The 23,302-nt window shown below is 69.4% G+C and carries 23 protein-coding genes; 12 read left to right on the top strand and 11 right to left on the bottom strand.

Going from position 1 to position 23,302, the window contains the following annotated elements:
* The first annotated feature begins 10 nt into the window (after window positions 1–10).
* The 3 genes from ACIBG8_RS20280 to ACIBG8_RS20270 all read left to right on the top strand — a co-directional run bounded on the left by ACIBG8_RS20280 (window position 11) and on the right by ACIBG8_RS20270 (window position 2,329).
* Window positions 11–724, top strand: coding sequence for an alpha/beta hydrolase (locus ACIBG8_RS20280; RefSeq protein ID WP_397344392.1), 714 nt, complete (start codon window positions 11–13; stop codon window positions 722–724).
* 11 nt (window positions 725–735) lie between these two features.
* The gene (locus ACIBG8_RS20275; RefSeq protein WP_397344391.1) at window positions 736–1,497 is read left to right on the top strand and encodes an SDR family NAD(P)-dependent oxidoreductase; all 762 of its coding nucleotides are present in this window, start codon (window positions 736–738) and stop codon (window positions 1,495–1,497) included.
* A gap of 61 nt (window positions 1,498–1,558) precedes the next feature.
* On the top strand, window positions 1,559–2,329 hold the full coding sequence (locus ACIBG8_RS20270; protein ID WP_397344390.1) for an alpha/beta fold hydrolase: 771 nt from the start codon (window positions 1,559–1,561) through the stop codon (window positions 2,327–2,329).
* A 41-nt stretch (window positions 2,330–2,370) separates the two neighbouring features.
* Here ACIBG8_RS20270 and ACIBG8_RS20265 read toward each other — a convergent pair whose 3' ends face one another.
* The 3 genes from ACIBG8_RS20265 to mce form a co-directional block, all read right to left on the bottom strand.
* Entirely contained in the window at window positions 2,371–3,432 is a 1,062-nt protein-coding gene (locus tag ACIBG8_RS20265; RefSeq protein ID WP_397344389.1) for an AI-2E family transporter, read from the bottom strand.
* Window positions 3,433–3,547: 115 nt separating this feature from the next.
* Entirely contained in the window at window positions 3,548–4,861 is a 1,314-nt protein-coding gene (locus ACIBG8_RS20260; protein ID WP_397346150.1) for a DivIVA domain-containing protein, read from the bottom strand.
* A gap of 189 nt (window positions 4,862–5,050) precedes the next feature.
* Window positions 5,051–5,464, bottom strand: a complete 414-nt coding sequence (gene mce, locus ACIBG8_RS20255; protein WP_397344388.1) for a methylmalonyl-CoA epimerase — start codon at window positions 5,462–5,464, stop codon at window positions 5,051–5,053.
* 84 nt (window positions 5,465–5,548) lie between these two features.
* Between mce and ACIBG8_RS20250 the strand changes: the two genes are divergently transcribed.
* Window positions 5,549–6,724: an acetyl-CoA C-acetyltransferase gene (locus tag ACIBG8_RS20250; protein WP_397344387.1), complete on the top strand. Its 1,176-nt coding sequence runs from the start codon at window positions 5,549–5,551 to the stop codon at window positions 6,722–6,724.
* Window positions 6,725–6,782: 58 nt separating this feature from the next.
* Here ACIBG8_RS20250 and ACIBG8_RS20245 read toward each other — a convergent pair whose 3' ends face one another.
* From ACIBG8_RS20245 to ACIBG8_RS20230, 4 genes are all read right to left on the bottom strand, one after another.
* Window positions 6,783–8,531 carry a bifunctional metallophosphatase/5'-nucleotidase gene (locus tag ACIBG8_RS20245; protein ID WP_397344386.1) on the bottom strand — a complete coding sequence of 583 codons (1,749 nt, stop codon included), beginning with the start codon at window positions 8,529–8,531 and terminating at the stop codon, window positions 6,783–6,785.
* 36 nt (window positions 8,532–8,567) lie between these two features.
* Window positions 8,568–8,708, bottom strand: coding sequence for a hypothetical protein (locus tag ACIBG8_RS20240; RefSeq protein ID WP_397344385.1), 141 nt, complete (start codon window positions 8,706–8,708; stop codon window positions 8,568–8,570).
* A 72-nt stretch (window positions 8,709–8,780) separates the two neighbouring features.
* On the bottom strand, window positions 8,781–9,452 hold the full coding sequence (locus ACIBG8_RS20235; protein WP_397344384.1) for a DUF4230 domain-containing protein: 672 nt from the start codon (window positions 9,450–9,452) through the stop codon (window positions 8,781–8,783).
* A gap of 28 nt (window positions 9,453–9,480) precedes the next feature.
* The gene (locus ACIBG8_RS20230; protein WP_397344383.1) at window positions 9,481–10,824 is read right to left on the bottom strand and encodes a hypothetical protein; all 1,344 of its coding nucleotides are present in this window, start codon (window positions 10,822–10,824) and stop codon (window positions 9,481–9,483) included.
* 215 nt (window positions 10,825–11,039) lie between these two features.
* Between ACIBG8_RS20230 and ACIBG8_RS20225 the strand changes: the two genes are divergently transcribed.
* Genes ACIBG8_RS20225 through ACIBG8_RS20215 form a run of 3 tightly spaced genes read left to right on the top strand, consistent with a single transcriptional unit; the run spans window position 11,040 to window position 13,152 of the window.
* Window positions 11,040–11,591 (top strand): MarR family winged helix-turn-helix transcriptional regulator, encoded by a 552-nt coding sequence (locus tag ACIBG8_RS20225; RefSeq protein WP_397344382.1) that lies wholly within the window; start codon window positions 11,040–11,042, stop codon window positions 11,589–11,591.
* The gene (locus ACIBG8_RS20220; protein WP_397344380.1) at window positions 11,575–12,513 is read left to right on the top strand and encodes a tetratricopeptide repeat protein; all 939 of its coding nucleotides are present in this window, start codon (window positions 11,575–11,577) and stop codon (window positions 12,511–12,513) included. Before ACIBG8_RS20225 ends, ACIBG8_RS20220 begins: the two co-directional genes overlap by 17 nt.
* A 9-nt stretch (window positions 12,514–12,522) precedes the next feature.
* Entirely contained in the window at window positions 12,523–13,152 is a 630-nt protein-coding gene (locus tag ACIBG8_RS20215) for an AAA family ATPase (protein WP_397344379.1), read from the top strand.
* Window positions 13,153–13,347: 195 nt separating this feature from the next.
* On the opposite strand, the gene ACIBG8_RS20210 is transcribed toward ACIBG8_RS20215, so the two are convergent.
* On the bottom strand, window positions 13,348–14,478 hold the full coding sequence (locus tag ACIBG8_RS20210; protein WP_397344378.1) for a phosphatidylinositol-specific phospholipase C1-like protein: 1,131 nt from the start codon (window positions 14,476–14,478) through the stop codon (window positions 13,348–13,350).
* A 164-nt stretch (window positions 14,479–14,642) separates the two neighbouring features.
* On the opposite strand from ACIBG8_RS20210, the gene ACIBG8_RS20205 reads away from it, so the two are divergent.
* Both ACIBG8_RS20205 and ACIBG8_RS20200 read left to right on the top strand, forming a co-directional pair.
* A complete protein-coding gene (locus ACIBG8_RS20205; protein ID WP_397344377.1) occupies window positions 14,643–16,052 on the top strand; it encodes an NAD-dependent malic enzyme in 1,410 nt (469 codons plus the stop codon).
* Between the two features lie 224 nt (window positions 16,053–16,276).
* Window positions 16,277–17,629 (top strand): alpha/beta fold hydrolase, encoded by a 1,353-nt coding sequence (locus ACIBG8_RS20200; RefSeq protein WP_397344376.1) that lies wholly within the window; start codon window positions 16,277–16,279, stop codon window positions 17,627–17,629.
* Window positions 17,630–17,666: 37 nt separating this feature from the next.
* Here ACIBG8_RS20200 and ACIBG8_RS20195 read toward each other — a convergent pair whose 3' ends face one another.
* Window positions 17,667–19,019, bottom strand: coding sequence for an MFS transporter (locus ACIBG8_RS20195; RefSeq protein ID WP_397344374.1), 1,353 nt, complete (start codon window positions 19,017–19,019; stop codon window positions 17,667–17,669).
* Between the two features lie 65 nt (window positions 19,020–19,084).
* Here ACIBG8_RS20195 and ACIBG8_RS20190 point away from each other — a divergent pair, with 65 nt between their 5' ends.
* Entirely contained in the window at window positions 19,085–19,705 is a 621-nt protein-coding gene (locus ACIBG8_RS20190) for a TetR/AcrR family transcriptional regulator (RefSeq protein WP_397344373.1), read from the top strand.
* On the opposite strand, the gene ACIBG8_RS20185 is transcribed toward ACIBG8_RS20190, so the two are convergent.
* A complete protein-coding gene (locus ACIBG8_RS20185) occupies window positions 19,695–20,255 on the bottom strand; it encodes a hypothetical protein (RefSeq protein ID WP_397344371.1) in 561 nt (186 codons plus the stop codon). The genes ACIBG8_RS20190 and ACIBG8_RS20185 overlap by 11 nt on opposite strands.
* A gap of 113 nt (window positions 20,256–20,368) precedes the next feature.
* On the opposite strand from ACIBG8_RS20185, the gene ACIBG8_RS20180 reads away from it, so the two are divergent.
* A complete protein-coding gene (locus ACIBG8_RS20180) occupies window positions 20,369–20,947 on the top strand; it encodes a YqgE/AlgH family protein (protein ID WP_397344370.1) in 579 nt (192 codons plus the stop codon).
* On the opposite strand, the gene ACIBG8_RS20175 is transcribed toward ACIBG8_RS20180, so the two are convergent.
* A complete protein-coding gene (locus ACIBG8_RS20175) occupies window positions 20,944–21,561 on the bottom strand; it encodes a TetR family transcriptional regulator (protein ID WP_397344369.1) in 618 nt (205 codons plus the stop codon). The two genes, ACIBG8_RS20180 and ACIBG8_RS20175, sit on opposite strands and share 4 nt — an antisense overlap.
* Before the next feature lie 157 nt (window positions 21,562–21,718).
* Here ACIBG8_RS20175 and ACIBG8_RS20170 point away from each other — a divergent pair, with 157 nt between their 5' ends.
* Window positions 21,719–23,299, top strand: coding sequence for an MFS transporter (locus ACIBG8_RS20170; protein ID WP_397344368.1), 1,581 nt, complete (start codon window positions 21,719–21,721; stop codon window positions 23,297–23,299).
* Window positions 23,300–23,302 lie beyond the last annotated feature (3 nt).

The raw sequence follows: 23,302 nt of genomic DNA, 5'->3' as shown, positions 1-23,302 counted from the left end.
GGGGACCTTTATGGAGATCCGTGCGGCGACGGTGTTGCCCGCCAGGCGGGAGCCGATCGAGCTGGTGACCGCGGACGGGCTGACCCTCGTCGGCGAGCTGGCGCTGCCGCTGGAGCGGCCGCCCGTCGCCACCCTGGTGACGCTGCACCCGCTGCCCACCCACGGCGGCTTCATGGACAGCCACGTCTTCAAGAAGGCCTCCTACCGCCTGCCCGCCCTGGCCGACCTGGCGGTGCTGCGCTTCAACACCCGCGGCACCTCCTCCGAGCGCGGCACCTCGCAGGGCACGTTCGACGGGGGCGAGGGTGAGCGGTTCGACGTGGCGGCGGCGCTGGAGTACGCCGAGTACCACGACCTGCCGCACGTCTGGGTGGTCGGCTGGTCGTTCGGCACCGAGCTCACGCTCAAGTGGGCGCGCGACCCGCTGGTGGAGGGGGCGATCCTGCTCTCGCCGCCCCTGCACAGGGCCACCGACGAGGACCTCGACGGGTGGGCCGCCTTCGGCAGGCCGCTCACGGTGCTGGTGCCGGAGTTCGACGACTACCTGCGCCCGGCCGAGGCGATCAAGCGGTTCGCGCGGGTGCCGCAGGCCGAGGTGATGGGCGTGGAGGGCGCCAAACACCTGTGGGTCGGCGAGCCGTACGTGCGCATCGCGCTGGACGAGATCGTCAAGCGGGTCAACCCGACCGCCTACCCCCTCCCCACCGAGGTGGATTCTCCCTAGAATCTTGTTCTATGCAGGCATTCGATCTCTCAGGCAAGCGGGCGCTGGTCACGGGCGCGTCCAAGGGCATCGGACGGGCCGTCGCGCTGGCCTACGCGGCCGCCGGGGCTGACGTGGCGCTGGTGTCCCGGTCGCAGGAGGCGCTCGACGAGGTGGCCAAGGAGATCACGGCGCTCGGACGGCGGGCCGTCGCGATCCCGGCCGACCTCACCGACCGCGAGGCGGCCGCGGCGGCCGTCCATGCCTCGATCGACGCGCTCGGGCACCTCGACATCGTGGTCAACAACGCCGGTGGCTCCAACTTCCTGGTGGAGTTCAAGGACCTGCGGCTGTCGGGGTGGGACAAGCTGATGCGGCTCAACCTCGACTCGGCCATGGCGGTCTGCCACGCGGTGGCGCCGCACCTGCTCGAGCGCGGGTCTGGCTCGGTCATCAACGTCGCGTCCGTGGCGGCGCGCGGCGCCCCCTTCCTTGCTCCGTACGCTGCCGCGAAGGCGGGGCTGGTGGCGCTCACCAAGTCGCTGGCGCTGGAGTGGGCCGGTGCCGGGGTGCGGGTCAACGCGCTCTGCCCGGGGTGGACGGCCACCGACCTCAACAGGAACCTGTGGGAGGACGAGTCGGCCAGCAGGTCCACGATCGGCGGCGTCCCGATGCGCCGCTGGGGTACGCCGGAGGAGATGGCCGCTCCGGCCGTCTTCCTCGCCGCCCCCGCCTCCTCCTACATGACCGGGCAGGTGCTCTTCATCGACGGCGGCCTCACTGCTACGTCATAAGGGGATATTTGGCATATGCCGTGGAGTGATTGTCTGACGGAACCGGGCTACCGTGTGGTCCGTGCAGCTCTACACGAGATCAGCCGGGAACGGTGTTCCGGTCGTACTGCTCCACGCCTTTCCCCTCTCCTCCGCCATGTGGCTCGCCCAGCGTGAAGGGCTCGCCGCGACCTGCCGGGTGATCACGCCCGACCTGCGCGGCTTCGGCGGGTCGCTGCTCGGCGGCGACGAGCCGTCCATGGACGCCATGGCCGACGACGTCGCCCGGGTGCTCGACGCGGAAGGGGTGGAGCGGGCCGTGGTCGGCGGCCAGTCGATGGGCGGTTACGTCACCATGGCGTTCTGCCGCAGGCATCCCGACCGGGTGACGGGGGTGATCCTCGCCGACACCAAGGCGGCCGCGGACACGCAGCAGGCCAGGGAGAACAGGGAACGCATCGCCGCCAAGGTGCTCGCCGACGGCACCGGGGTGCTCGTCGAGGAGGTGCTGCCCACCCTGCTCGGCGCCACCACCAAGCAACGCAGGGCGATGGTGTTCGGCCGGGTCAGGGGCCTGGTGCAGTCGGCGCCGCCGGGAGCGGTGGCGTGGGCGCAGCGGGCGATGGCCGGGCGTCCAGACTCCTTCGACACGCTGGCGGCGCTGAAGGTGCCCGCTCTGGTGATCGTGGGGGAGGAGGACGAGCTGGCTCCGGTGAGCGACGCCGAGGCTATGCTGCGTGCCGTACCCGACGGGCGGTTGACGGTCATCGAGCAGGCCGGCCACCTGAGCGCGGTCGAGCAGCCGGAGGCCTTCAACCGGGCGGTGGCCGACTTCGTCAAACCCCTGTCCTGAGAACACCCTCATCTGGTGATTTCTGGCGTTTGTCAGGAGCTCTAGGCGGCTTCCTGGCGGGGGAGGACCACTTCGCGGATGATCAGCGCGATCGCCGCGGCCACCGGGATGGCCAGCAGCGCGCCGACGATGCCCAGCAGCGCGCCGCCGAACAGCGCCGCGATGACGGTGACCGCCGGGGCGACGTCCACCGAGCGCTTCATCACGCGCGGGTAGATGAGGTAGTTCTCCACCTGCTGGTAGATGACGAAGAAGATCACGCACGCGATCCCCATCGGCACCGACTGCAGGAAGGCCACGGCGGACACCAGGACCGCGCCGATCGTCGCCCCCACCAGCGGGATCAGGTCGGTGAGCGCCACCACCAGGGCCAGCGCGAGCGCGTACTTCGCGCCCAGGATCGACAGGAACGCCCAGCTCAGCACCCCCGCGATCACCGAGATCAGCACGTTGCCCGCGACGTAGCCGCCGATCCCGGCCAGCACCTCGTCCGCCATCGCCTCGATGCGCGGGCGCCGCGAGGCGGGGACGAGCTTGAGCACGTACGTCTTGATCGTGTGCAGCGAGCCGAGGAAGTACAGCATGAGCACCAGCAGCGTGAGCCCGGTGAACACCCCGTCCAGGACCACGAGCCCGGCCCCGACCAGCCCACCGGCAAGTGACGGCACGACGTTCTGGGTCACGAAGTCGCCGACCTTGGCGACGATCTGGTAGTCCGCGTCCATCTGGCGCAGCGTCGGGTTGTTCTTGAGCTGCTCGAAGTAGCCGGGTACGGCCTGCACGAAGTCCGACATCTCCTGGCTCACCGGCGGCACGATCGCCAGCCCGAACAGCACGAAGAAGACGATCACCCCGGAGAACACGATCGTGATCGCCCAGCGCCTGGCCAGCCGCCTGCGCTGCAGCGCCTCCACCGCCGGGTTCAGCCCGGCGGCCAGGAAGAGCGCCACGACGATCAGGATGATGACGCTGACGGACTTGGTGAGCAGCTGCGCGATGCCGATCGCGGTCAGCACACCGAGCCCGCCGATCAGCCCTACGAGGAAGGGGCCGCGGGTGAAGGGCTTCCCGGGTAAGCCGTAGTCGGACTCGGGCTCAGACACGCGAACTCCATCAAAGAGGGGCAAGCCGTACGGAAACAAAAAGAGAGCCTAGCGACCATCAAGGTCGCCAGGCTCTCTTCAGCCGTCAGTCAAACCCCCGGAATGAGCCTGGGGCCTACTCCTGCCACCACTCCGCGTCGTCCTCGGACTTCGGCTCCGGCTTGGCAGCCGCCGCGGCGGCGGCGGGCTGGGCCGGCTTGTCCGCCGCGCCGTTGGTCGCGGCAGAGGCCGCGATCGCGGGCTTGACCGGTGCGGCCGCGACGGGCGCCGGCTCCGCCTCCATGCCCGGCAGGGCGGCGCCACCGAGCAGCTGGCGCAGCTGCGCCAGGTGGCTGGTGATGCTGTCGCGCTGGCGGGTGAGGTCGTCGACCTGGCGCTGCATGGAGCTGCGGGTGCGCTCGGCCTCGGCCTTCGCCTCGGAGATCACCGTCTCCGCGCTCGACTTGGCCTCGGCGACGATCTGGTCGGCGTTCTTGCGCGCGTTGGCGACCAGCTGCTTGGCGTGCAGGTCGGCCTCGCGGCGACTCTGGTCGGCCTGCTGCGTGGCCTTGGTGGCGCGCTGCTCGGCGGTGGCCGCGCGCTGCTCGGCCTCGGCGACCAGCTTCTGGGTCGCGGCCTGCGCGGTGGAGTGGCGCTCAGCCTCCTGGCGCTCCGCCTCCTCGCGGCGCGATGCCAGCTGGATCTCGAACTCGGCCTCGTCCTGTGCCCGCTTCGCCTCGGACTCTTCGAGGATGCGCTGAGCCTGGGCGCGCATCTCGTCGGCCTGACGCTTGGCGGTGGTGAGGACTTCGTCACGTTCGCGCTTCGTCGAGGCGCGCAGCTGGGCGACCTCACGCTCGGTGGTGGTGCGCAGCTTGGCGATCTCGCGCTCGGCGTCGGCGCGCTTCTCCGCGACCTCGTGGTCGGCGGTGGCGCGCAGCTTGGCGGCGTCGCGTTCTGTGGTGTTGGTCAGCTCGTCCGCCTCGCGGCGGGCGGTCGAGCGGATCTCCTCGGCCTCACGCTCCGCGGTGCCCTTCATGTCGTCCGCTTCGCGCGTGGCCTGGGCACGCTTCTCAGCGGCCTCGCTCTCGGCGGCGGCGCGCAGGTCGGCTGCCTCGACCTTGGCGCCGGCCTTGATCTCGTTGGCCTCGGATCTCGCGGCCTGCACCAGCTCGGTCGCCTGCTCCTCGGCAAGGCGCAGGAGCTGCTCAATGCGGGCGCCGAGCCCTGAATAGGTCGGCCGCTCCTGCTCCTGAAGCTGGCGCTGGGAGTCGGAAAGGTCACGCTGGAGAGAGGTGACCTGTTCGCGGGATTGGCGCAACTCGTTGTCGATCTGCTTCAGGTGGTCGTGGACCTGGTGCCGGTCGTAACCACGGAGCACCACGTCGAACTCCCGCGCTGGGGCGTCCTCGAAGAAGTTGTTGAGCTGGGCGTCGATGTCGGACTGCATGGAGGCTCGATCCTGGGTTGTCGAGACGGCTACATCGCCGGACGGGGGGTTCGGGACGATCCGAGCCAGGAGCCTGTGCCTCACGGCAGGCTCCATGTCCGGTGGAAAGCCAGCGTACTCCGCTGTTGCCGCCTTGGAGGCCCCGTCCAACTTTCTGCGTGACTAGTTACATATGAACCTTTTTTGCGTTTACCTGGGCTTGGCCGCCTGGACCAGCTCCGTGAGCATTCCTCCCACATCCTTGGGGTGGAGAAACGCGATCGACGACCCCATCGAGCCGTGCCTGGGCGCCTCGTCGAGCAGCCTCGCGCCCCTTCCCGCGACCTCCTCCATGGCCTCGGCCACGTCGGGTACGCCGAAGGCGACGTGGTGCACGCCCTCGCCCCGTTTGGCCAGGAACTTCCCGACCGGCGAGTCCTCCGACAGCGGTTCCAGCAGCTGGATGTAGGAGTCGCCCGCGATGCGCAGCATGGCCTCCTTGACCCCCTGCTCCTCGTTCACCTCGCGGGTCACGACCTCCAGGTCGAAAAGACCGGAGAAGAGCGCGATCTTCTCCTCCAGGTCGTGGCAGGCGATCCCGATGTGGTCGATGCGCATGAGCATGTGTGGCCTACCTCCATGGCGGTGTTCCAGGTCGTCCTGGGTATCGTGTCAAACGACCCCTCGCGCGCACAGGAGGCCCCTGGTATGTCTGGTTCCGTCATCGTGGCCGGAGCTCGTACGCCCATCGGACGTCTGCTCGGCTCACTGGCCGGGCTGTCCGCCGTCGACCTCGGCGGCATCGCCATCAAGGCCGCCTTGGAGCGGTCCGGCGTCGCTCCAGAGCAGGTGCAGTACGTGATCATGGGGCAGGTGCTCCAGGCGGGCGCCGGCCAGATCCCGTCGCGCCAGGCCGCCGTCAAGGCGGGCATCCCGATGTCGGTGCCGTCACTGACGATCAACAAGGTCTGCCTGTCGGGCCTCGACGCGATCGCGCTGGCCGACCAGCTGATCCGGGCGGGCGAGTTCGACATCGTCGTGGCCGGCGGCATGGAGTCGATGACCAACGCGCCGCACCTGATCCCCGGGCTGCGCAAGGGCGTCAAGTACGGCCCGGCCGGGATCGTCGACTCGATGGCCCTCGACGGGCTCACCGACGTGTACGACCAGGTGTCGATGGGCGAGTCCACCGAGCGCCACAACACGCGGCTGGGGTTGCAGCGCGCCGAGCAGGACGAGTTCTCCGCCCGCTCGCACCAGCTCGCCGCCGCGGCGATCAAGAACGGCGTGCTCGACGACGAGATCGTCCCCGTGGACGTGCCCAAGAAGGGCCTGTTCAAGGACGACGAGGGCGTACGGCCGGACACCACGGTCGAGACGCTCGCCAAGCTCCGCCCGGCCTTCGCGGCCGACGGCACCATCACGGCGGGGTCCGCCTCGCAGATCTCCGACGGCGCGTGCGCCGTGGTCGTCATGTCGAAGGCGAAGGCCGAGGAGCTGGGGCTGAGCTGGCTGGCCGAGATCGGCGCGCACGGGAACGTGGCGGGGCCGGACAACTCGCTGCAGTCGCAGCCGGCCAACGCCATCAAGCACGCCCTGGGCAAGCAGGGGCTGTCGGTGTCCGACCTGGACCTGGTGGAGATCAACGAGGCGTTCGCGGCGGTGGTGCTGCAGTCGGCCCGCGACCTCGGCCTGGACATGGACAAGGTCAACGTGAACGGCGGCGGCATCGCCGTGGGCCACCCGATCGGCGCCTCGGGGGCGCGCATCGTGCTCGCCCTGGCCCACGAGCTTCGCCGTCGCGGCGGCGGCGTGGGCGCGGCCGGCCTGTGCGGCGGTGGCGGCCAGGGCGACGCCCTGATCATCACCGTCCCGGCGCCCTAGGGACGCTTCGCCGTACGAGAAGGAAGGGCCGCACGGGTGTGCGGCCCTTCTTGTGTGACTAGAAGACCGGCTTGCCCTCGCGGACCAGCTTCCAGTTGGCCACCGCGAAGTCGGCCGGGTCGATGACGCCCTTCTCCGTGGCGTAGTCGATCAGGGCCTGCCTGATCTCCACCTGCGCGTTGTACAGCACCGGCGCCGTGGAGACGTGCGGGAAGCCGCCGCCGCCCGACTGGCGGTAGTTGTTGACCGCCACAGCGAACGCCTTGTCGGCCGGGATCGGCTGGCCGTCGAAGGTGAGGTTCACGATGCGCTGGCCGACCGGCTTGCTGATGTCGATGTCGTAGGAGACGCCGGACAGCTGGTCGTAGTTGTAGTCAGGCGTGTTGCCCGCGTTGGTGAGCGTGGCGAGGTCGACGGGCGCGTCCACGGCGAGCTGGTTGAAGTACCTGGCCGAGTACTCGAGGTAGTCCTTGAGCTGGGCCCCGGTGAGCTTCACCGCGGTGAGCGTGTTGTCGTAGATGTACAGTCCGGCCATGTCGCGGATCGACACCGGCCCGGCGGGGAAGACGGCGGTGCGGCTGAACGGCGCGGCGATCGACAGCACCGGCAGGTCGGACCCGATGGCCTTGGTGACCGCCGCGGTCTGGACCTTCTGGATGTAGTCGAGGATCGGCGTGTCCTTGTACGGCGACTCGGCGGCGGACAGCTCCTGCTTCGACTGCGCCACGACCTGGTTGACGTAGGCGACCGTGGTGTCGTGCTGCGGCTTCATCAGCGCGACGATCTTCTGGTCCTCGGCGGCCGTGTTGGTGTTGAGCGTCTGGGAGGATTTGCCGGTCACCACCCACTTCCCGCGCTCCTTGGCGAGCTGGAAGTCGATCACCGACAACCGCTGACCCCACTTGGACGGCTCGGTGAGCAGCACCTGCTGCCCGGTCACCTTGTTCGTGACGAACTTCTGCGCCACCTCGTTGTGCGCGTGCCCGAACAGCACCGCGTCCACGCCGGGCACCTGCTCGGCGACCAGCGCCGAGGCGTTCTCGATCGGCAGGTCGCCGCCGTAGGAGGACAGGCCGCTGTCGCCGGCGTGCGCGGTGACGACCACGACGTCGGCGCCGAGACCGCGGATGACCGGCACCCACTTCTTGGCGGAGTCGACCAGGTCGGTGAAGCGGAGCTTGCCCTCGACGTTGGCCTTGTCCCAGATGGCGACGCCGGGGTTGGTGAGCCCGAGCACGCCGACGCGGATCGGCTTCTCGCCGCGCACGTGCATGGTCTTGATGACGAACGGCTTGTAGGCGGGCAGCCCGGTGCGGGCGCTGACGGCGTTGGCGCCGAGCACGGGCGCCTTCATCTGCTTGACCCAGGTGGCCAGGAGGGGGAGGCCGTAGTTGAACTCGTGGTTGCCGAGCGTCACCGCGTCGTACCCGATGGCGTTCATCGCCTTGGCCATCGGGTGCGTCTCGCGGGTCTCGTTCACAGGCTTGACCTTGGCGTAGTAGTACGCCAGAGGGGTGCCCTGAATGGTGTCGCCGGAGTCGAAGAGGAGTGTGTGGTCGGCCCCGCGGTCCGCGCGGATCTGGTTGACCAGGGTGGAGACCTTGGCCAGGCCGACGTCGTTGTGCGCCTTGTCGTCGAACTCGGCGTTCTTGAAGTAGTCCCAGTTCAGGGTGTTGCCGTGGAGGTCAGAGGTACCCATCACGGTGACGGTGACCGTCTTGCTGGGGGAGGCGGCTGCCGCGGGTAGGGCGGCGCCGAGGGCCGCCAGGGTGGTCACCCCGGCCACGATGAGCTTCTTGCTGTGCATGTGGCGCGAGGGTAACGCCCCGAGGTATCTCTGGGGTTACGAGCCGAAGAAGCGGGAGAACACGGAGCGCTTGCCGCTCGCCTTCTTCGCCTCGCGTACCCGGCGGTGGTCCGCTGCCTCACGCTGGAGCTCGTTGGCGCGGTTCTTCATGACCATGTAGTCGTATTCGCTGTGCATGTTTATAGATTGCTCCTAAGGCGCACACCCCCACATCGGGCTCATGCCCTATCTCCTGCTCCCCGGCATGCCTTAGGCCTCGTCCACGAACTTCACCGAGACCTTAGTGAAGCCCAGCGACCTTAGGAGCCCCTCCAGCATCGCCTTGGTGTTGGTGTCCGCGCGGGCGCGCAGATCGCTGCTGACGGCCGCCTCGCTGATCTTCTTCTCCGCCAGGACGTAGAGTTCCCGCTGGTCACCGGGGGAGGAGGAGAGGAAATCCTGCACCCTGTCGAGCAGCCCGCGCTGCTGGGCGAAGACGTAGGAACGGGAGTTGTCCAGGTTCGGCTTCTCCAGCTGTGCCCTAGGTATGCGCAGGGTCACCTGAGTGCGGTCCTTGGAGACGGTAAGGGCGTCCTTGGCCAGGCCGCTGAAGTCGACGTAGGCGTCGACGTTGCCCGCGCCGACGAACAGCGTGCGGGTGCCCTTGATCGCGTCGGGCAGGAAGTTGGCGTCCTTCTCCAGGTCGACCACCACCTGGAAGTTGCCCGTGGCCGCCTCGAACCTGCTGAGGTTGTGGATGGACTCCAGCAGCACCGGCTGGCTGCGGTCGACGGTCTGCTCGCCGAAGGGGTTGACCCACGACCAGGCCAGCCTGCCGCCGACCACCAGGAGGACGGCCAGCACGAGGAGGCCCGCCACATATCGCCACCTGCGGCGCCGGCGCGGCGCTACGGCCGTCGGCGCCTGGGGGGTAGTTTTCATGGGGACTTCACTACCCCCTCAAAGACGATCATTGCCAGCTTGAGGGTGACATCTCCGGTCCGTAGGTCTCGACGCTGGACGTCGGGTAGATCGGATAGACCTCGGCGGAGCTCGGCGCCGGGCGCGCCGGGTCCGCGACCTGCGCTGGACCGCCGCCGAAGTGCCTGGCGGACAGCTTGCACCCCTGGAAGTCGCTGTAGAACATGCGCAGCCACTCGCGCCGCTGGTGCTCGTTGAGCCCGGAGAACCAGGCCGCGGCGTACTGGTGCTCGGGCAGCGGCCCGCCGGGCAGCGGCTCGCCGCGCAACCACGCCATGACGATGTCGCGGTAACCGCCGGGCGTTCCCTCGCACTTGGCGGCCAGCGACTCGACGTAGTCGTAGGCGGCCTGGTCGGCGAAGCCCGCCGACAGGTCGGCCATGTGGATGGGCACCACGCCCGAGGTCTGCCGCAGCGAGTCGTCGAGCGGCCGCTGCTCCACCCTGGTGAACGCGGCGGGCGTGCCGGACAGCCGCGAGGCGATCTTGGTGAACGCCGCCCCCAGCTCGGTCAGCCCGCTGCGCATCCCCGGATGCACGCACACCGTGATCGGCCACTCCTGGCACGCGTAGGCGATGGGCTGCGCGTTGGCCGCCTTCGGCTCGGTCAGCAGCCTGGCCACGCCGGTGCCCGCCGCGAGTACGGCGAGCGCGGCGAAGGCCAGCACGAGCACCTGCCTGGTCACCACGGCCGTCCAGCCCAGCAGCAGCGCGGCCGTGATGCCGAGCAGCCACAACGTCTGGTCGAGGAAGGCCGCGCCGTTCAGCCCCTGGAACAGGTCGTACGGCTCGCCGGTGCCCGGCGCCAGCTTGTCGGCCCACGTCCTGCCCTCGGCCAGCCAGGTGAACAGCGCGTAGCAGGCCAGCCCGGCCAGCGGCGGCGTCGCGGCGTGCGGCACCAGCCATCCGGCCACCCAGCCGATCACCGCGTACAGCGCCAGCCCGGCCATGCCCATGCCCAGCCCGGCCAGGTTGAGCCGGCCCGCCTGGTCGGTCATGACGGTCTTGACGGCCAGCACGAGCACGGTCGCGGCGAACGAGCCGACCACGACCAGCACGATGGACAGCGGCGCCTTGAGCGCACGCCACGTCGACAGCGACCGGCCGCGTACGGCACGCCGCTTGCGCAGGGCGACCCACGCCGCGAACGCGGCGGCGACCGGCCCGGTGAGCCGCAGCGAGCCGATGACCGCGACGACGATGTTCTCCCAGGCGTCCACCCCGGGGATCAGCACACTCCATGCGGCGACCAGTCCGACGGCGAGCAGCACGGCCATCGTGACGGCCGCGCTCTGCTTCAGCTCCTCGCGTGTGACGCCGGGATGCTCACGCACCCGTTTTCCCGTTGATTTCGTACATCAAGCACCCCCCGTGCCCCCGTAGGCGATGCGAGACAGCCGTCCCCACGGCTTTGGTGTCCGCATCACCCTTCGATGCGAGAACCATAACTGAGCGTGATGATTCTCGTCCGGGTTCTTGGTCAACCGCTGAATCTCGTCGCTCTCCGTAACTATACGAACCAGGACGAGCGGCGCGCTAACGTAGCGCTGTGTCGCAGCCGAAGTCGCTCAACCTGCCGTTCGATCCCATCGAGCGCGCCGCTGAGACCTGGCGTGTTCACTTCGGACCGTCCTCCGCCATGGCCGCCGTTACCTCGATCATGAGAGCGCACCAGATCCTGCTGTCGCAACTTGACTCGCTCCTGAAGCCCTATGACTTGACCTTCGCCAGATACGAGGCGCTGGTTCTGTTGACCTTCAGCAAGTCGGGCGCGCTCCCGCTGTCCAAGATGGGGGAGCGCCTCATGGTCCACCCCACGAGCGTCACCAACACCGTCGACAGGCTCGAACGCTCCGGCCTGGTCGCCCGCCGCCCCAACCCGCGCGACGGGCGCGGCGTGCTCGCCGAGATCACCGACAAGGGCAGGGAGGTCGTCCAGCTCGCGACGGCCGACCTGATGGGCGCGGAGTTCGGCATGACGATGTACGGCGAGGCGGAGCTGAGCGACATGTTCAGCCACCTGCGAACGCTCCGGGTGGCCGCTGGTGACTTCGCGCCCCCGCCCATGCGGCAAGATGAGGACTATGGCGGACTTCTCTAGGCCCGGGTCGCTCTACGGAGCGATCGATCTGGGCGCGCGTAAGCAGGCACTCGAGGCGCAGGCCCGGCGTGAGGCTGCTGGTCCCCAGGCGGCCTCTTCGGTCGTCGAGGTGACCGAGGAGACCTTCACCACCGACGTGATCGACCGCTCGATGACGCAGCCCGTCATCCTCGACCTCTGGTCGCCCAGGTCGCCGGGCAGCGCCCAGCTGAGCCCGGTGCTGGAGAAGGTGGTCGGCGACACGCGCGGCATGGCGATCCTGGCGAGGGTCAACGTCGACGCCAGCCCGCAGATCGCGCAGGCGCTGCGCGTGCAGGCGGTGCCGACCGTGCTGGCCATCTTCCAGGGGCAGGCGGTCACCGGCTTCCAGCAGGTGCTGCCTGAGGCCGAGGTGAAGCGCTGGCTGGACGAGCTGATGGGCGCGGTCGAGCAGTTCTACGAGGCCAACCCCGACGTGCGGCCGCAGCTCGACGGCGAGGCCGACGAGCAGCAGGCGCCGCAGGGCCCGCCGGTCGACCCCGACCTGCTGGCCGCCGAGGACGCCATCGACAAGGGCGACCTCGACGCGGCCGACGCGGCCTACCAGCGGCTGCTGGCCCGCTCGCCCAACGACGAGGACGCCAGGATGGGCCTGGCGGGCGTCGGGCTGATCAAGCGGACCATGTCCGCCGACCCGGCCGACATCCAGCGCCGCGCGCAGGACCCGGCCGACATCGAGGCGCAGCTGCTCAGCGCCGACCTCGAGATGCTGGCCGGCCAGGTGGACGAGGCCTTCGCCCGGCTGGTGGCCACGGTCAAGCGCACGTCGGGCGACGAACGCGACGCTGTGCGCAAGCACCTGCTCGGCCTGTTCGACGCGCTTCCCGCAGAAGACCCATCTTTGGCCAAGGCACGTAGAGCTTTGGCGAGCGCGCTGTTCTAACCTGAGGGCATGCGGGTCGTCACGATCTCGGCGACGTACGGCACAGCCGGCAGCCTCATCGGCCCGGCCGTCGCCGAACGGCTCGGCGTGCCCTTCGTGGACCGGGCGATCCCCAGTGCGGTGGCCGAGGAGCTCGGCTGCACGCTGGAGGAGGCGCTGGCCCACGACGACAGGGCGGAACACGGCCTCGGCAGGCTCCTGTCAGGAGCGATGCGGCTGCCGACGGTCACCTTCGGCGGGGTGGACATGTACGTTCCCGGCGCGATGCCGCTCGCGCCCGAGGAGTTCGTGCACCGCACCGAGCGCATGATCGTCCAGACGGCTCGGGCGCAGGGCGGGGTGTTCCTGGGGCGGGCCGGGGCGTTGGTGCTGGCCGAGCATCCTGCGGCCCTGCACGTGCGGCTGGATGCGCCGCTCAAGCGGCGCGTCCAGCAGACGGCGACGTTCGCGGACCTCACGGAGCGGGAGGCGCGTCGGGTGGTCGAGGACAACGACCGGGCGCGGACGGCTTACGTGAAGCACTTCTACCGCTCGGACCCGGCCGATCCTGTGCACTACCACCTGGTGGTGGACAGCACCACGATCCCGGTCCAGGTGTGTGTGGACCTGATCGTGAGTGCGGCGGAATCCCTCGACTGACGGAGGGGCCGCCCTTCTGACGGGATCCCCTCGTGAGGGGCCTGGCCGCCGCTGGGGACCCGTCCTTCTGAGGACAGGCGCGGCGGCCGGCGCCGTCTCGCCCGGGGCGAAGAACTCCCCTAAAAGAACGGCTCACTAGCGGGAGGCGAGGTCCTTCCAAGGAGGGATCCCGTCAGAAGGGTGGTTCCCCAGAGGTCAGCGGTGTTCGCGGGTGATGCGGTCGTCGCGGCAGGAGCGGGGGGCGTTGACGGGGTTGCAGCGGCCCACCGCGCCCCCGGGAAGCTCGGCGACGTACTCGGAGCCCTGGCGGGCGGACAGGCCGATCACCGGGAAGTCCGTGCTCACCATCTGCGCCCCGCTGGCCAGCGCCGCGTTGAGGCGCGTGGTGTCGCCCGAGCGGGCCTCGACGAAGGGCACGTCGGAGCGGGTCCGCACGTAATACCCCTTGCGCACCATGTCGGCGATCTCGGGGGTGGGGTCGTTCCAGCCGACGAAGGCGGCGTCAGGACGTCCGGGACGCGAGTTGGTGAACAGCACCCGCCCCTCCAGGTTCGGCCGCCCGGCCAGATACGGCGCCTGCACGTCCGCGCCCTGGTTGTCCATGAAGAACATCACCTTCCCCCGCGAAGGCTCCAGCGCCGGCCAGCCGTACCTCAGCACCGACTGCTCCAACGTCAGACCGGGCCTGCGCACGTCGTCGGGCCGGATGAGCCGCTCGTCGGGAAACACGGAACGGATCTCCGCGTCGAGCGCGTCGAGCAGCGGGCCGTCCCACAGCGGGCTCTTGGCGCCGCCCATCGCCTCCTTGGCCGGGTCGGTGCGCTTCAGCTCGGTCAGGATCGTGATCGGCAGGTGCCCAGGGTGGGCGTCGGACCACTCGCGCACCTGGGTGAGGCACTTGACCAGGGTGACGCAGTTGGAGCCGTAGTCGTGGTCCGGCCAGTGCAACACCTTGTTACCGGGCTTGGCCAGATCGGGGTCGGTCAAAGCGGGCAGTCCCGCGTCGCGGCGCACCAGCGGCTGCGTGTAAAGGCCGCCCTGCGGGTCGGGCAGCACGTCGAGCTCGATCCCGCGCACGTGCTGGGAGGTGAACTGGTTGGGCAACGCGGTGTGCGAGTACTGCAGGTTCCACCAGTTCTTGTCCGTCCTGCGCTGGACGTCCTTCTCTGCGTCCGTCAGCTCGCGGTGGTAGCTGTTGTGCGTGGCCATGGTCTGGATCTGGTTGATCCTGAGCTCGGGCCTGGCCGCGGTCGCCGGGGTCGAAGTGGTCAGTACGGCGAGCGTCGCGGCGGCGAGCATGGCCGGGATGCGCATGGAACTCCTCATGATCGACGACCATCGGTGATACCGATGAACTTCCGATCAAGAAATTCACGACTTCTTGTGGAAATATCCGTAAATAGTGGTCTCGATCAGGTGACGGGCACGGTCACTCGCTGGAGATGGCACGATGGATGCAGTCTTGGTCAGGCGCAAAGGAGCGGATTGACGTGGCCACCGTCCCGAGTGTGTCGTACTCCATCACCGTGCGGCTCGAGGTGCCCGCAGGCGGCAAGGCCGTCAGCCAGCTCACCCACGCCGTAGAGTCAGCAGGCGGCGTGGTGACCGCGCTCGACGTCACCAACGCGGGCCACGAGAAGATCCGCATCGACGTCACGTGCGCGGCGCGCGACACCGACCACGCCCAGGTCATCGTCGACCAGCTCGAAGCGGTCGAGGGCGTCGTCATCCACAAGGTCTCCGACCGCACCTTCCTCATGCACCTCGGCGGCAAGATCGAGATGAAGTCGAAGGTGCCGCTGCGCAACCGTGACGACCTGTCCATGGCCTACACGCCCGGCGTCGCCCGGGTGTCGATGGCCATCGCGCGCAACCCAGAGGACGCGCGGCGCCTGACGATCAAGCGCAACAGCGTGGCCGTGGTCACCGACGGCTCCGCCGTACTCGGACTGGGCAACATCGGCCCTGCGGCCGCTCTGCCGGTCATGGAGGGCAAGGCGGCGCTGTTCAAGCGCTTCTCCGGCATCGACGCCTGGCCGATCTGCCTCGACACGCAGGACGTCGACGAGATCGTGCGGACCGTGCAGATCATCGCGCCCGGGTTCGGCGGCATCAACCTGGAGGACATCTCGGCGCCGCGCTGCTTCGAGGTGGAGCGCAGGCTGCGCGAGCTGCTCGACATCCCGGTGTTCCACGACGACCAGCACGGCACCGCGATCTGCGTGCTCGCCGCGCTGACCAACGCGCTGCGCGTGGTCGACAAGCCGATCGCGGACGTGCGCATCACGATGGCTGGCGCGGGCGCGGCCGGCACCGCCGTACTCCGGCTGCTGCTGGCGGCGGGCGCGCGCAACGTCGTCGTCTGCGACTACCTGGGCGCCGTGCACCTGGGGCGCGAGGACCTCGACGACTCGCTGCGGTGGATCGCCGAGCACACGAACGCCGAGGGCTACTCGGGCGATCTGCGCGGGGCGGTCAAGGGCGCCGACGTGTTCGTGGGGGTGTCCGCGCCGGGCATCCTGACCGGCGACGACATCGCCACGATGGCGAGTGACGCGGTGGTGTTCGCGCTGGCGAACCCGGAGCCCGAGGTGTCGCCCGACGACGCGCGGGAGCACGCCGCGGTGGTGGCCACGGGGCGGTCGGACTACCCGAACCAGATCAACAACGTGCTGGCGTTCCCCGGGGTGTTCCGTGGGTTGCTGGACGCGCAGGCGGACGGGGTCTCGCAGGAGATGCTGCTGGCGGCGGCGCACGCGTTGGCTTCCGTGGTGACGCCGGAGGAGCTGGGGCCCAACTACATCATCCCGAGCGTGTTCCACCCGGACGTCGCGACGGCGGTGGCTGCGGCGGTCCGCGAGTCCGCGGGCGGGCGCGCGAGAGGCTTCACCGAGGCGTAACCCTTCTAAGAAGGACCCCAGCCCTCAGCACACCTGCAGGCCCGTGAAGGACCTCAGGTGACTGGGTGGCTGGGGTCCTTTTTGGGGTTAGAGGGCCCATGTGGGACCTCGGGTGTAGTGAGATGTGGACGTTTGGCCAGGTGGGGGCTGTTCCTTTGGTCGATATGCGGGGGGCGTGGGTGCGCCAGGGTGTGTGAGGCAAACACCTCGCTGAAAGGGCACCCGTGCGCAAGACCGTTGGACTCCTGCTCGCCGTACCCCTGCTCGTCGCCTGCGAAAAGGCGCCGCAGACCGTCACCTGGAAGCCGTGTGGTGAGGGGGCGCAGTGCGGCAGCGTGTCCGTGCCGGTGGACTGGGACCAGCCGGACGGGGCGCGGATGCCGGTGGCCGTGGTCAGGCGTATGGCGCCGCAGGGCAAGAGCCTCGGGACGCTGGTCTACCTTCCCGGCGGCCCTGGCGGGTCAGGGGTGGAGACGATCGCGGGGAGTCCGGAGTTCGGCGGGCTGGAGAAGGTCTTCGACATCGTCAGCCTCGACCCGCGCGGCGTCGGCAAGAGCAGCCCGCTCACCTGCCCCACCGACGCCGTCAAGGCGGTCATGCCGACCTCGCTGCCCCGCACGGACGCCGAGCTCGACGCTGTGCGACGTAAGAACCTCGCCCTGGCCCAGGAGTGCCGCAAGGCGTCCGGGCCCGCCTTCGACCACCTCGACTCCGCCAGCGCCGCCCGGGACCTGGAGGCGGTGCGTCAGGCGCTGGGGGTCAAGGAGATCAACCTTTATGCGCATTCGTACGGCACGCTGCTCGCCCAGGAGTACGCGGCGCGCTTCGGCGGGACCCTGCGCTCCGCCGTACTCGACGGGACGATGGACCACAGCGCCACGGCCAGGACCTTCGCGAGTACGGCAGGCAGGGCGCTGGACGAGGCGTTCGGGGAGTTCGTGCGGTGGTGTGGGAAGGACAGGGCGTGCTCGCTGCACGGGAAGGACCCGGCCGCCGCGTTCGCGCGGATGGGGGCGGACTACGGGGTGCGGGCCGAGATCGACGGCATGCTGTTCACACCCGCCTGGCCGATCGTCGCGGACTACCTCAAGACGCTTTCCCATGGGAAGAAGTGGACGGCCGAGCCCGCCGAGGACGAGCGGCCGGGCAAGACCGTGAACTACGCGGATCCGATCGTGTGCCAGGACTTCGACCTGCGGTACAGCTCGGCGGCCGCGCTCCGTGCCGACCTCGGCGCGGGGTACTCGCCCAACGCGGCCAAGGCGATCCTGTCGTGCCAGGGCTGGCCGTCGCCGGTCGCCAACCCGCAGCGCCCGGCCCGGAGCGTCGCGGACCACCCCATGTTGCTGGTGCAGAGCCGGTACGACAACGCGACGCCGCTGGCGTGGTCGCGGGCCGTGGCCGGGCAGCTGGGGGATCGGGGGAGCCTGGTCGTGCTGCCCGACTGGACGCACGCGATGAAGCTGTTCAACGAGGGCTGCCAGGCGGACCTGGTGAAGAGCTACCTCATCGCCCCAGGCCCCAGGACCGCCCCGACCACCTGCACCACCACACCCCCAGGCGTGAAAAACCCCTGACCCCGTCGTGTGAGGGGCCAGGGGATCGGAGGGTGGGTCATCGGGTGAGGGTGCCCGCGAGGGCCAGGGCCGCGTTGACCAGCACGGCCACGGTGATGCCACCGAGGACGTTGCCCGAGCCCATCGCCGCAGTGACCACCGCGCTCATGACCGGGATGCCCATCGTGATGCCGACCTGCTGCGTCATCGTGGCCAGCCCGGTCGCCAGGCCCTGCTCCGAGTCCGGCAGCCCCGACGTCGCCGTGACCATGAACCCCACGATGGCGACCATGTTGCCCACCCCACCGACGAAGGTCGCCGCCAGGAGCAGCCAGATCCACCCCTGCGAGGCGCCCAGCAGCGCCAGCGCCGCCGTGGCACCCCCCTGGACGGCGAAGCCGTACACCAGCGCCCTGCGGTTCCCGACGCGGGCGAGCACACGGGGAGCCACCACGCCGCCCACGACCGTCCCGATGCCGAGCACGCCGAACGCCAGCCCGGTGGTGAGCGCCGAGTAGCCGAGCACCTTCTGCAGGTAGAGCGTCATGACGAAGACCAGCGACGTCTCGGTGGCGAAGGCGATCAGACCGGCCAGGTTGCCCCACCGGACGTTGTGCCGCCGCAGGATCGACAGCGGCACGAGCGGCGAGACCGCGCGCTTCTCCGCGAACCAGAACCCGACCAGGAGAAGCGCGCCCAAGGCCAGCGAGCCCAGCGCGACCGGGTCGGCGAAGCCGTACTCCCCGGCGTGGGTGAGGCCGTAGACGAGCGCGAGCAGGCCGCCGGTGACGGTGATGGCGCCCAGGACGTCCATGCGCGGCCGCACGTCAGGACGGCTCTCCTTGAGGAGGACGGGCGCGGCGACCAGGACGGCGAGCGCGACGGGCACGTTGATGAGGAACGCCCACCGCCAGCTCAGCAACTCGGTCAGCAACCCGCCCAGGATCGCGCCGGAGGTGAACCCGGCCGACATCAGCGCGCCGTTCAGCCCCAGCGCCTTGGCCCGCAGCGGCCCCTCGCGGAACGAGGTGGTCAGCAGCGACAACCCGGCAGGCGTGACGATCGCGGTCGCCAGGCCCTGCGCGACCCTGGCGACCAGCAGCATGGTGGGCGACACCGCCAGCCCTCCGGCCAGCGACGACACCCCCAGCAAAGCCATCCCGGCGATGAACATCCTGCGCCTGCCGAACAGGTCGGCGATCCGGCCGAACAACAGCGTGAAACCGGCCGCCGCGAGGGCGAACGTGGTGGCGATCCACTGCAGCCCGCCGAGCGAGAAGCCGAGCCCCTCGCCGATCACCGGCAGCGCCACGTTGAGGATGGAGAAGTCGACGGCGAGCATGAACTGGGCGCCGAGCAGCAGGACCAGGACGAGCTTCTGCCGTCCTGTCATTGTCGTCTGGAGGAGCATGGTTCCTTCTAATGGGTCTGTGTTCCCGTTAAGATGATGGGAACACTAACACGGTTGGAGTCCTAATGGAACAGCAGACCCATTTGGCGGGAACGGTCAGGCCTGGAGGGCGTACGGCCCGCGTGCGCGCGGCCGTCCTGGAGGCGACGCAGGACGAGCTGGTGGAGCACGGGTTCCACGGGCTGGCGATGGACCAGGTGGCCGCGCGGGCGGGGGTGGGGAAGACGACCGTGTACCGGCGCTGGGGCGGCCCGGCCGGGCTGGTGGTCGACCTGATGACCGAGCTGGCCGACCAGTCGGCCGGCCACGCGGACACGGGCAGCATCGAGACCGACCTGCTCGCCAACGCGTACGGCGTGCTGAACGCGGTCAACGATCCGCGGCTGGGGGCGACGTTCCAGGCGGTGATCGCCGCGGGGACGTGCGACGAGGAGGCCGCCGAGGCGTTGCGCAGGTTCTACGGCAGGCGGATCGAGGAGTGGGCCAAGGTGGTCGACCTGGCGGTGGCGCGTGGGGAGCTGCCCGAAGGGACGGACGGCGCCGAGGTGATCAGGGCGGTCTCGGGGCCGCTGTACTACCGGCTGGTGGTGACGCGCGAGCCGGTGGACGAGGCGGTGGCCGAGGCGGCGGCCAGGCGGGTGCTGGCCGCCGCCAGGGCGGGAGCGTTCAGGCCTGTCACGCCTTGAGTCCGGGGTAGCGGCGGCCGCCCGGGGTCTGGCGCGGCCAGATGGAGCCGTACCACCACACGATGCCGCCGGTCAGCAGGAGGCCGCCGGCGGTGGCGAGCTTGCCCATGAAGTCCGCGGGCGGCCCGGTGTAGGGCAGGCGGTGACCGTACCCGTAGTCGTGGTCGCGGCGATCGCGCCGGTAGGGCTGCCTGCACTTGTTCGTGACCTTGTCGAAGAAGATCTGCTCGCTGGAGAGCTGGGAGGTCACCGAGATCTTCACCGTGTCGCCGCGCGGGATCTGCACCTTCTCGGTCTCCGGGTCGTCGCCCGGGTCGAGCTCCTGGGAGTCGACCACGACCTTGTCGGCCTTGACGGTGTAGGTGTCGCTCTTGGGCGGCGAGCCGGTGTTGGTGATCTTCACGGTGATGCTGTTCCACCGGCAGTCGAGCTTGCCCAGGCTCACGGTGAGCGGCGATTTGGAATCGTTGGCCGAAGCGGCGGCCGGGAGGAGGAGCAGGGTCGCGGGCACGGCCAGCGCGGCCAGTGCCAGTCGGGGTCCGAAAATCATGTGCTGCTCCCGAGAAGGTGATCTTTGATACGTACAGTGCCCAAATGTGTACGCTGCGTAACATCGCCTACCCGGGGGAGCCATATGCCCCACCGAGCCTTCATGATGGATGTATGGCGGAGGCGATCTACGTCGGTGGGTTACTGGTGGCGACCCCACTGCTCGACGACCCCAACTTCCGGCGTAGCGTCGTGCTGATCCTGGAGCACGACAGCGACAGCGGAACGCTCGGCGTGGTGCTCAACCGCCCGAGCGAGATCAGCGTCACCCAGGTGCTCCCCGTGTGGGACCCGCTGGTCACCGGGCCTTCCGTGCTGTTCGAAGGCGGCCCCGTGCAGACCGACAGCGCGCTCGCGCTGGCCGCCGTGCCGAGCGGCGAGGAGCCGCTGGGGTGGCGCAGGCTGCATTCCGGCACCCCGGCCGTGTCCCGCCTGGGCACGGTCGACCTCGACGCGCCGCCCGAGATCCTGGAGGGGCAGATCGCCCAGATGCGGATCTTCGCCGGCTACGCGGGCTGGACCTCGGGGCAGCTGGAGACCGAGATCGCCGAGGGCGCCTGGTACGTCGTGGACTCCGAGTCGGGCGACACCTTCAACGCCGATCCGGGCACGTTGTGGCGCCGCGTGCTGCGGCGCCAGCCGGGCGAGCTCGCCTTCGTGGCGACCTGCCCGGACGATCCGACGATGAACTAGGAGGCCAGATCCCAGCCGGGGCGGAAGCTGACCTCGGCCAGGCGGAGCGTCTCCTCCATCCGGGTCACGACCTCCGACAGGTCGGTGACCGGCCCGTCGTGGCACTCGAAACCCACCCGCATCGTGGCCATCGCGAAGGCCACCACGAGCTGCGGCCGCTGGTCCTTGGCCGGGTCGACGCCCATGCGCAGCGCGATCGCCGCAGACAGCCGCCGCTCGGTCTCGTTGCCGCGGGCGACCGACTTGCCGACCAGCGCCGGGTTCTCCTCCATCAGCCTGTGCATCTTGAGGAATCGCTGGCTGTCCTCGGGCGTTGAGTCCTCCATGTCGCGGAGTACGGCGCGCAGGGCGTGGGCCATCAGGGTGAACGGGGGCTCGTCGGCGGGACGCTCGTCGAAGACGGCCCGCATGACCTCCTCGCCGTGGTCGTGGAACCAGAACACCAGGTGCTCTTTGCTGGCGAAGTAGCGGAAGAACGTCCGGGGGGAGACGTCGACCGACCCCGCTATCTGGTCCACCGTGGTCGACTCGTATCCTTGTTCGAGGAAGAGTTCAAGCGCCGCGTCCAAGAGCGCCAGGCGCGTCTTCTCCTTCTTGCGTTCACGCAGACCCACAGGTGTCACCTCCCGGAAACCTTCATGTCATAGTGTGACAGAAGACATGATGCGCCAAATAAAACCATTTGTCATCTGTCATTCTCTGCCATAACCTACCTGAGGATTGTGGGATGTTTGCCCCAGTGTGGGGCGCGAGGAACGAGGGGGACCCCCAGTGGCTCAAGCGCAGACGGTGGCGCCGCCACCACCAGCGGAGGAAAGGCCTGCGGGCAATCCGTGGCTGACTCTGCTGGCCGTGTGTCTCGGCGTCATCATGGTGATGCTCGACGGCACCGTCATGGGCGTCGCCGCCCCGGTCATGCAGGCCAAGCTGGGCGCCACCATGGCCGACATGCAGTGGGTGACCAACGGCTACCTGCTCGCCCTGGCGGTCTTCCTGATCACCGCGGGCAAGCTCGGTGACCTGTTCGGGCACAAGCGCGTCTTCCTGGTGGGTGTGGGCGGCTTCGCCCTGAGCTCGCTGGCCATCGGCCTCAGCGGCTCGGTGACCATGCTGATCGTGTTCCGCGTGCTCCAGGGCCTGTTCGGCGCGCTGCTCCAGCCCGCCGCGCTCGCGCTGCTGCGTGGAGCGTTCCCCGGGCCGAAGCTGAACCAGGCCATGGGCGCCTGGGGCGCCATCATCGGCCTGTCCAGCGCGGCCGGCCCGATCGTCGGCGGCCTGCTCGTGGAGAACGTCAGCTGGCAGTCGGTGTTCTTCATCAACGTGCCCGTCGGTGTGATCGCCCTGGTGATGGGTCTGCTGATCATCAAGGAGAAGCGGATCGAGACGCTGGCCAAGGTCGACTGGCTGGGTGTCCTGCTGCTGTCCGGCATGATGTTCTCGCTCGTCTGGACGATCATCAAGGCCCCCGCCTGGGGCTGGGGCAGCGCCACCACCCTCGGGTGGACGGCCGCCTTCGTGATCCTCGCCGCCGCGTTCATCTGGTGGCAGAGCAAGGCCAAGCAGCCGCTGGTGCCGCTGTCGCTGTTCAAGAACCGCTCGGTCTCGATCGGCACCGTGCTGATGATGATGGTCGCGTTCGCGATGTTCGGCGCGATGTTCTTCCTGGGCTTCTTCTTCCAGGGAGTGCACGGCCTGTCGCCGCTCGACGCGGGTCTGCGCATGCTGCCGATGAGCGCGGGCATGATCGTCGCCTCGCCGCTGGCGGCCCTGGCGATCGGCAAGCTCGGCGCGAAGTACACGATGGCCGCCGGTCTGCTGATCACCGCGCTGTCGATGTTCCTTATGTCGCAGCTCACCGTCGACGCGACCTTCTTCGAGACCGGCCTGCCGTTCCTGCTGCTGGCCTTCGGCCTGTCGCCGGTGTTCGTCGGCGCCACCGAGATCATCGTGGGCAACGCCCCGATGGAGCTCAGCGGTGCGGCCGGTGGCGTGCAGCAGTCGGCCATGCAGGTCGGCGGCGCGCTCGGCACGGCCATCCTCGGCGCCGTCATGGCGGGTGTCATCTCCAACAAGCTGCCCGGCTACCTCGGCCCGGCCGCCCAGGCGATGAAGCCCGAAGAGCTCGCCGGCCTGGAGAAGGCCGCCGCGTTCGGAGGCCTGCCGCCGCAGGTGACGCAGAGCCTGCCCGAGCAGGCGGTCAAGATCCTGACCGACGCGGTGCACAACGCCTTCATGGACGGCATGCACATCGCGTTCACCGTCAGCACCGGCGTCGCGATCCTCACCGCCGTCCTGGCCCTGTTCGTGAAGTCCGGACGCAAGACCGAGGGCGCCCCCGTCCACGTGGGCTGACCT

Origin of the sequence: Nonomuraea sp. NPDC050556, assembly GCF_044457355.1 — a bacterium.
Taxonomy (GTDB): Bacteria; Actinomycetota; Actinomycetes; order Streptosporangiales; family Streptosporangiaceae; genus Nonomuraea.
This window is presented reverse-complemented; position numbering and strand designations above follow the sequence as displayed.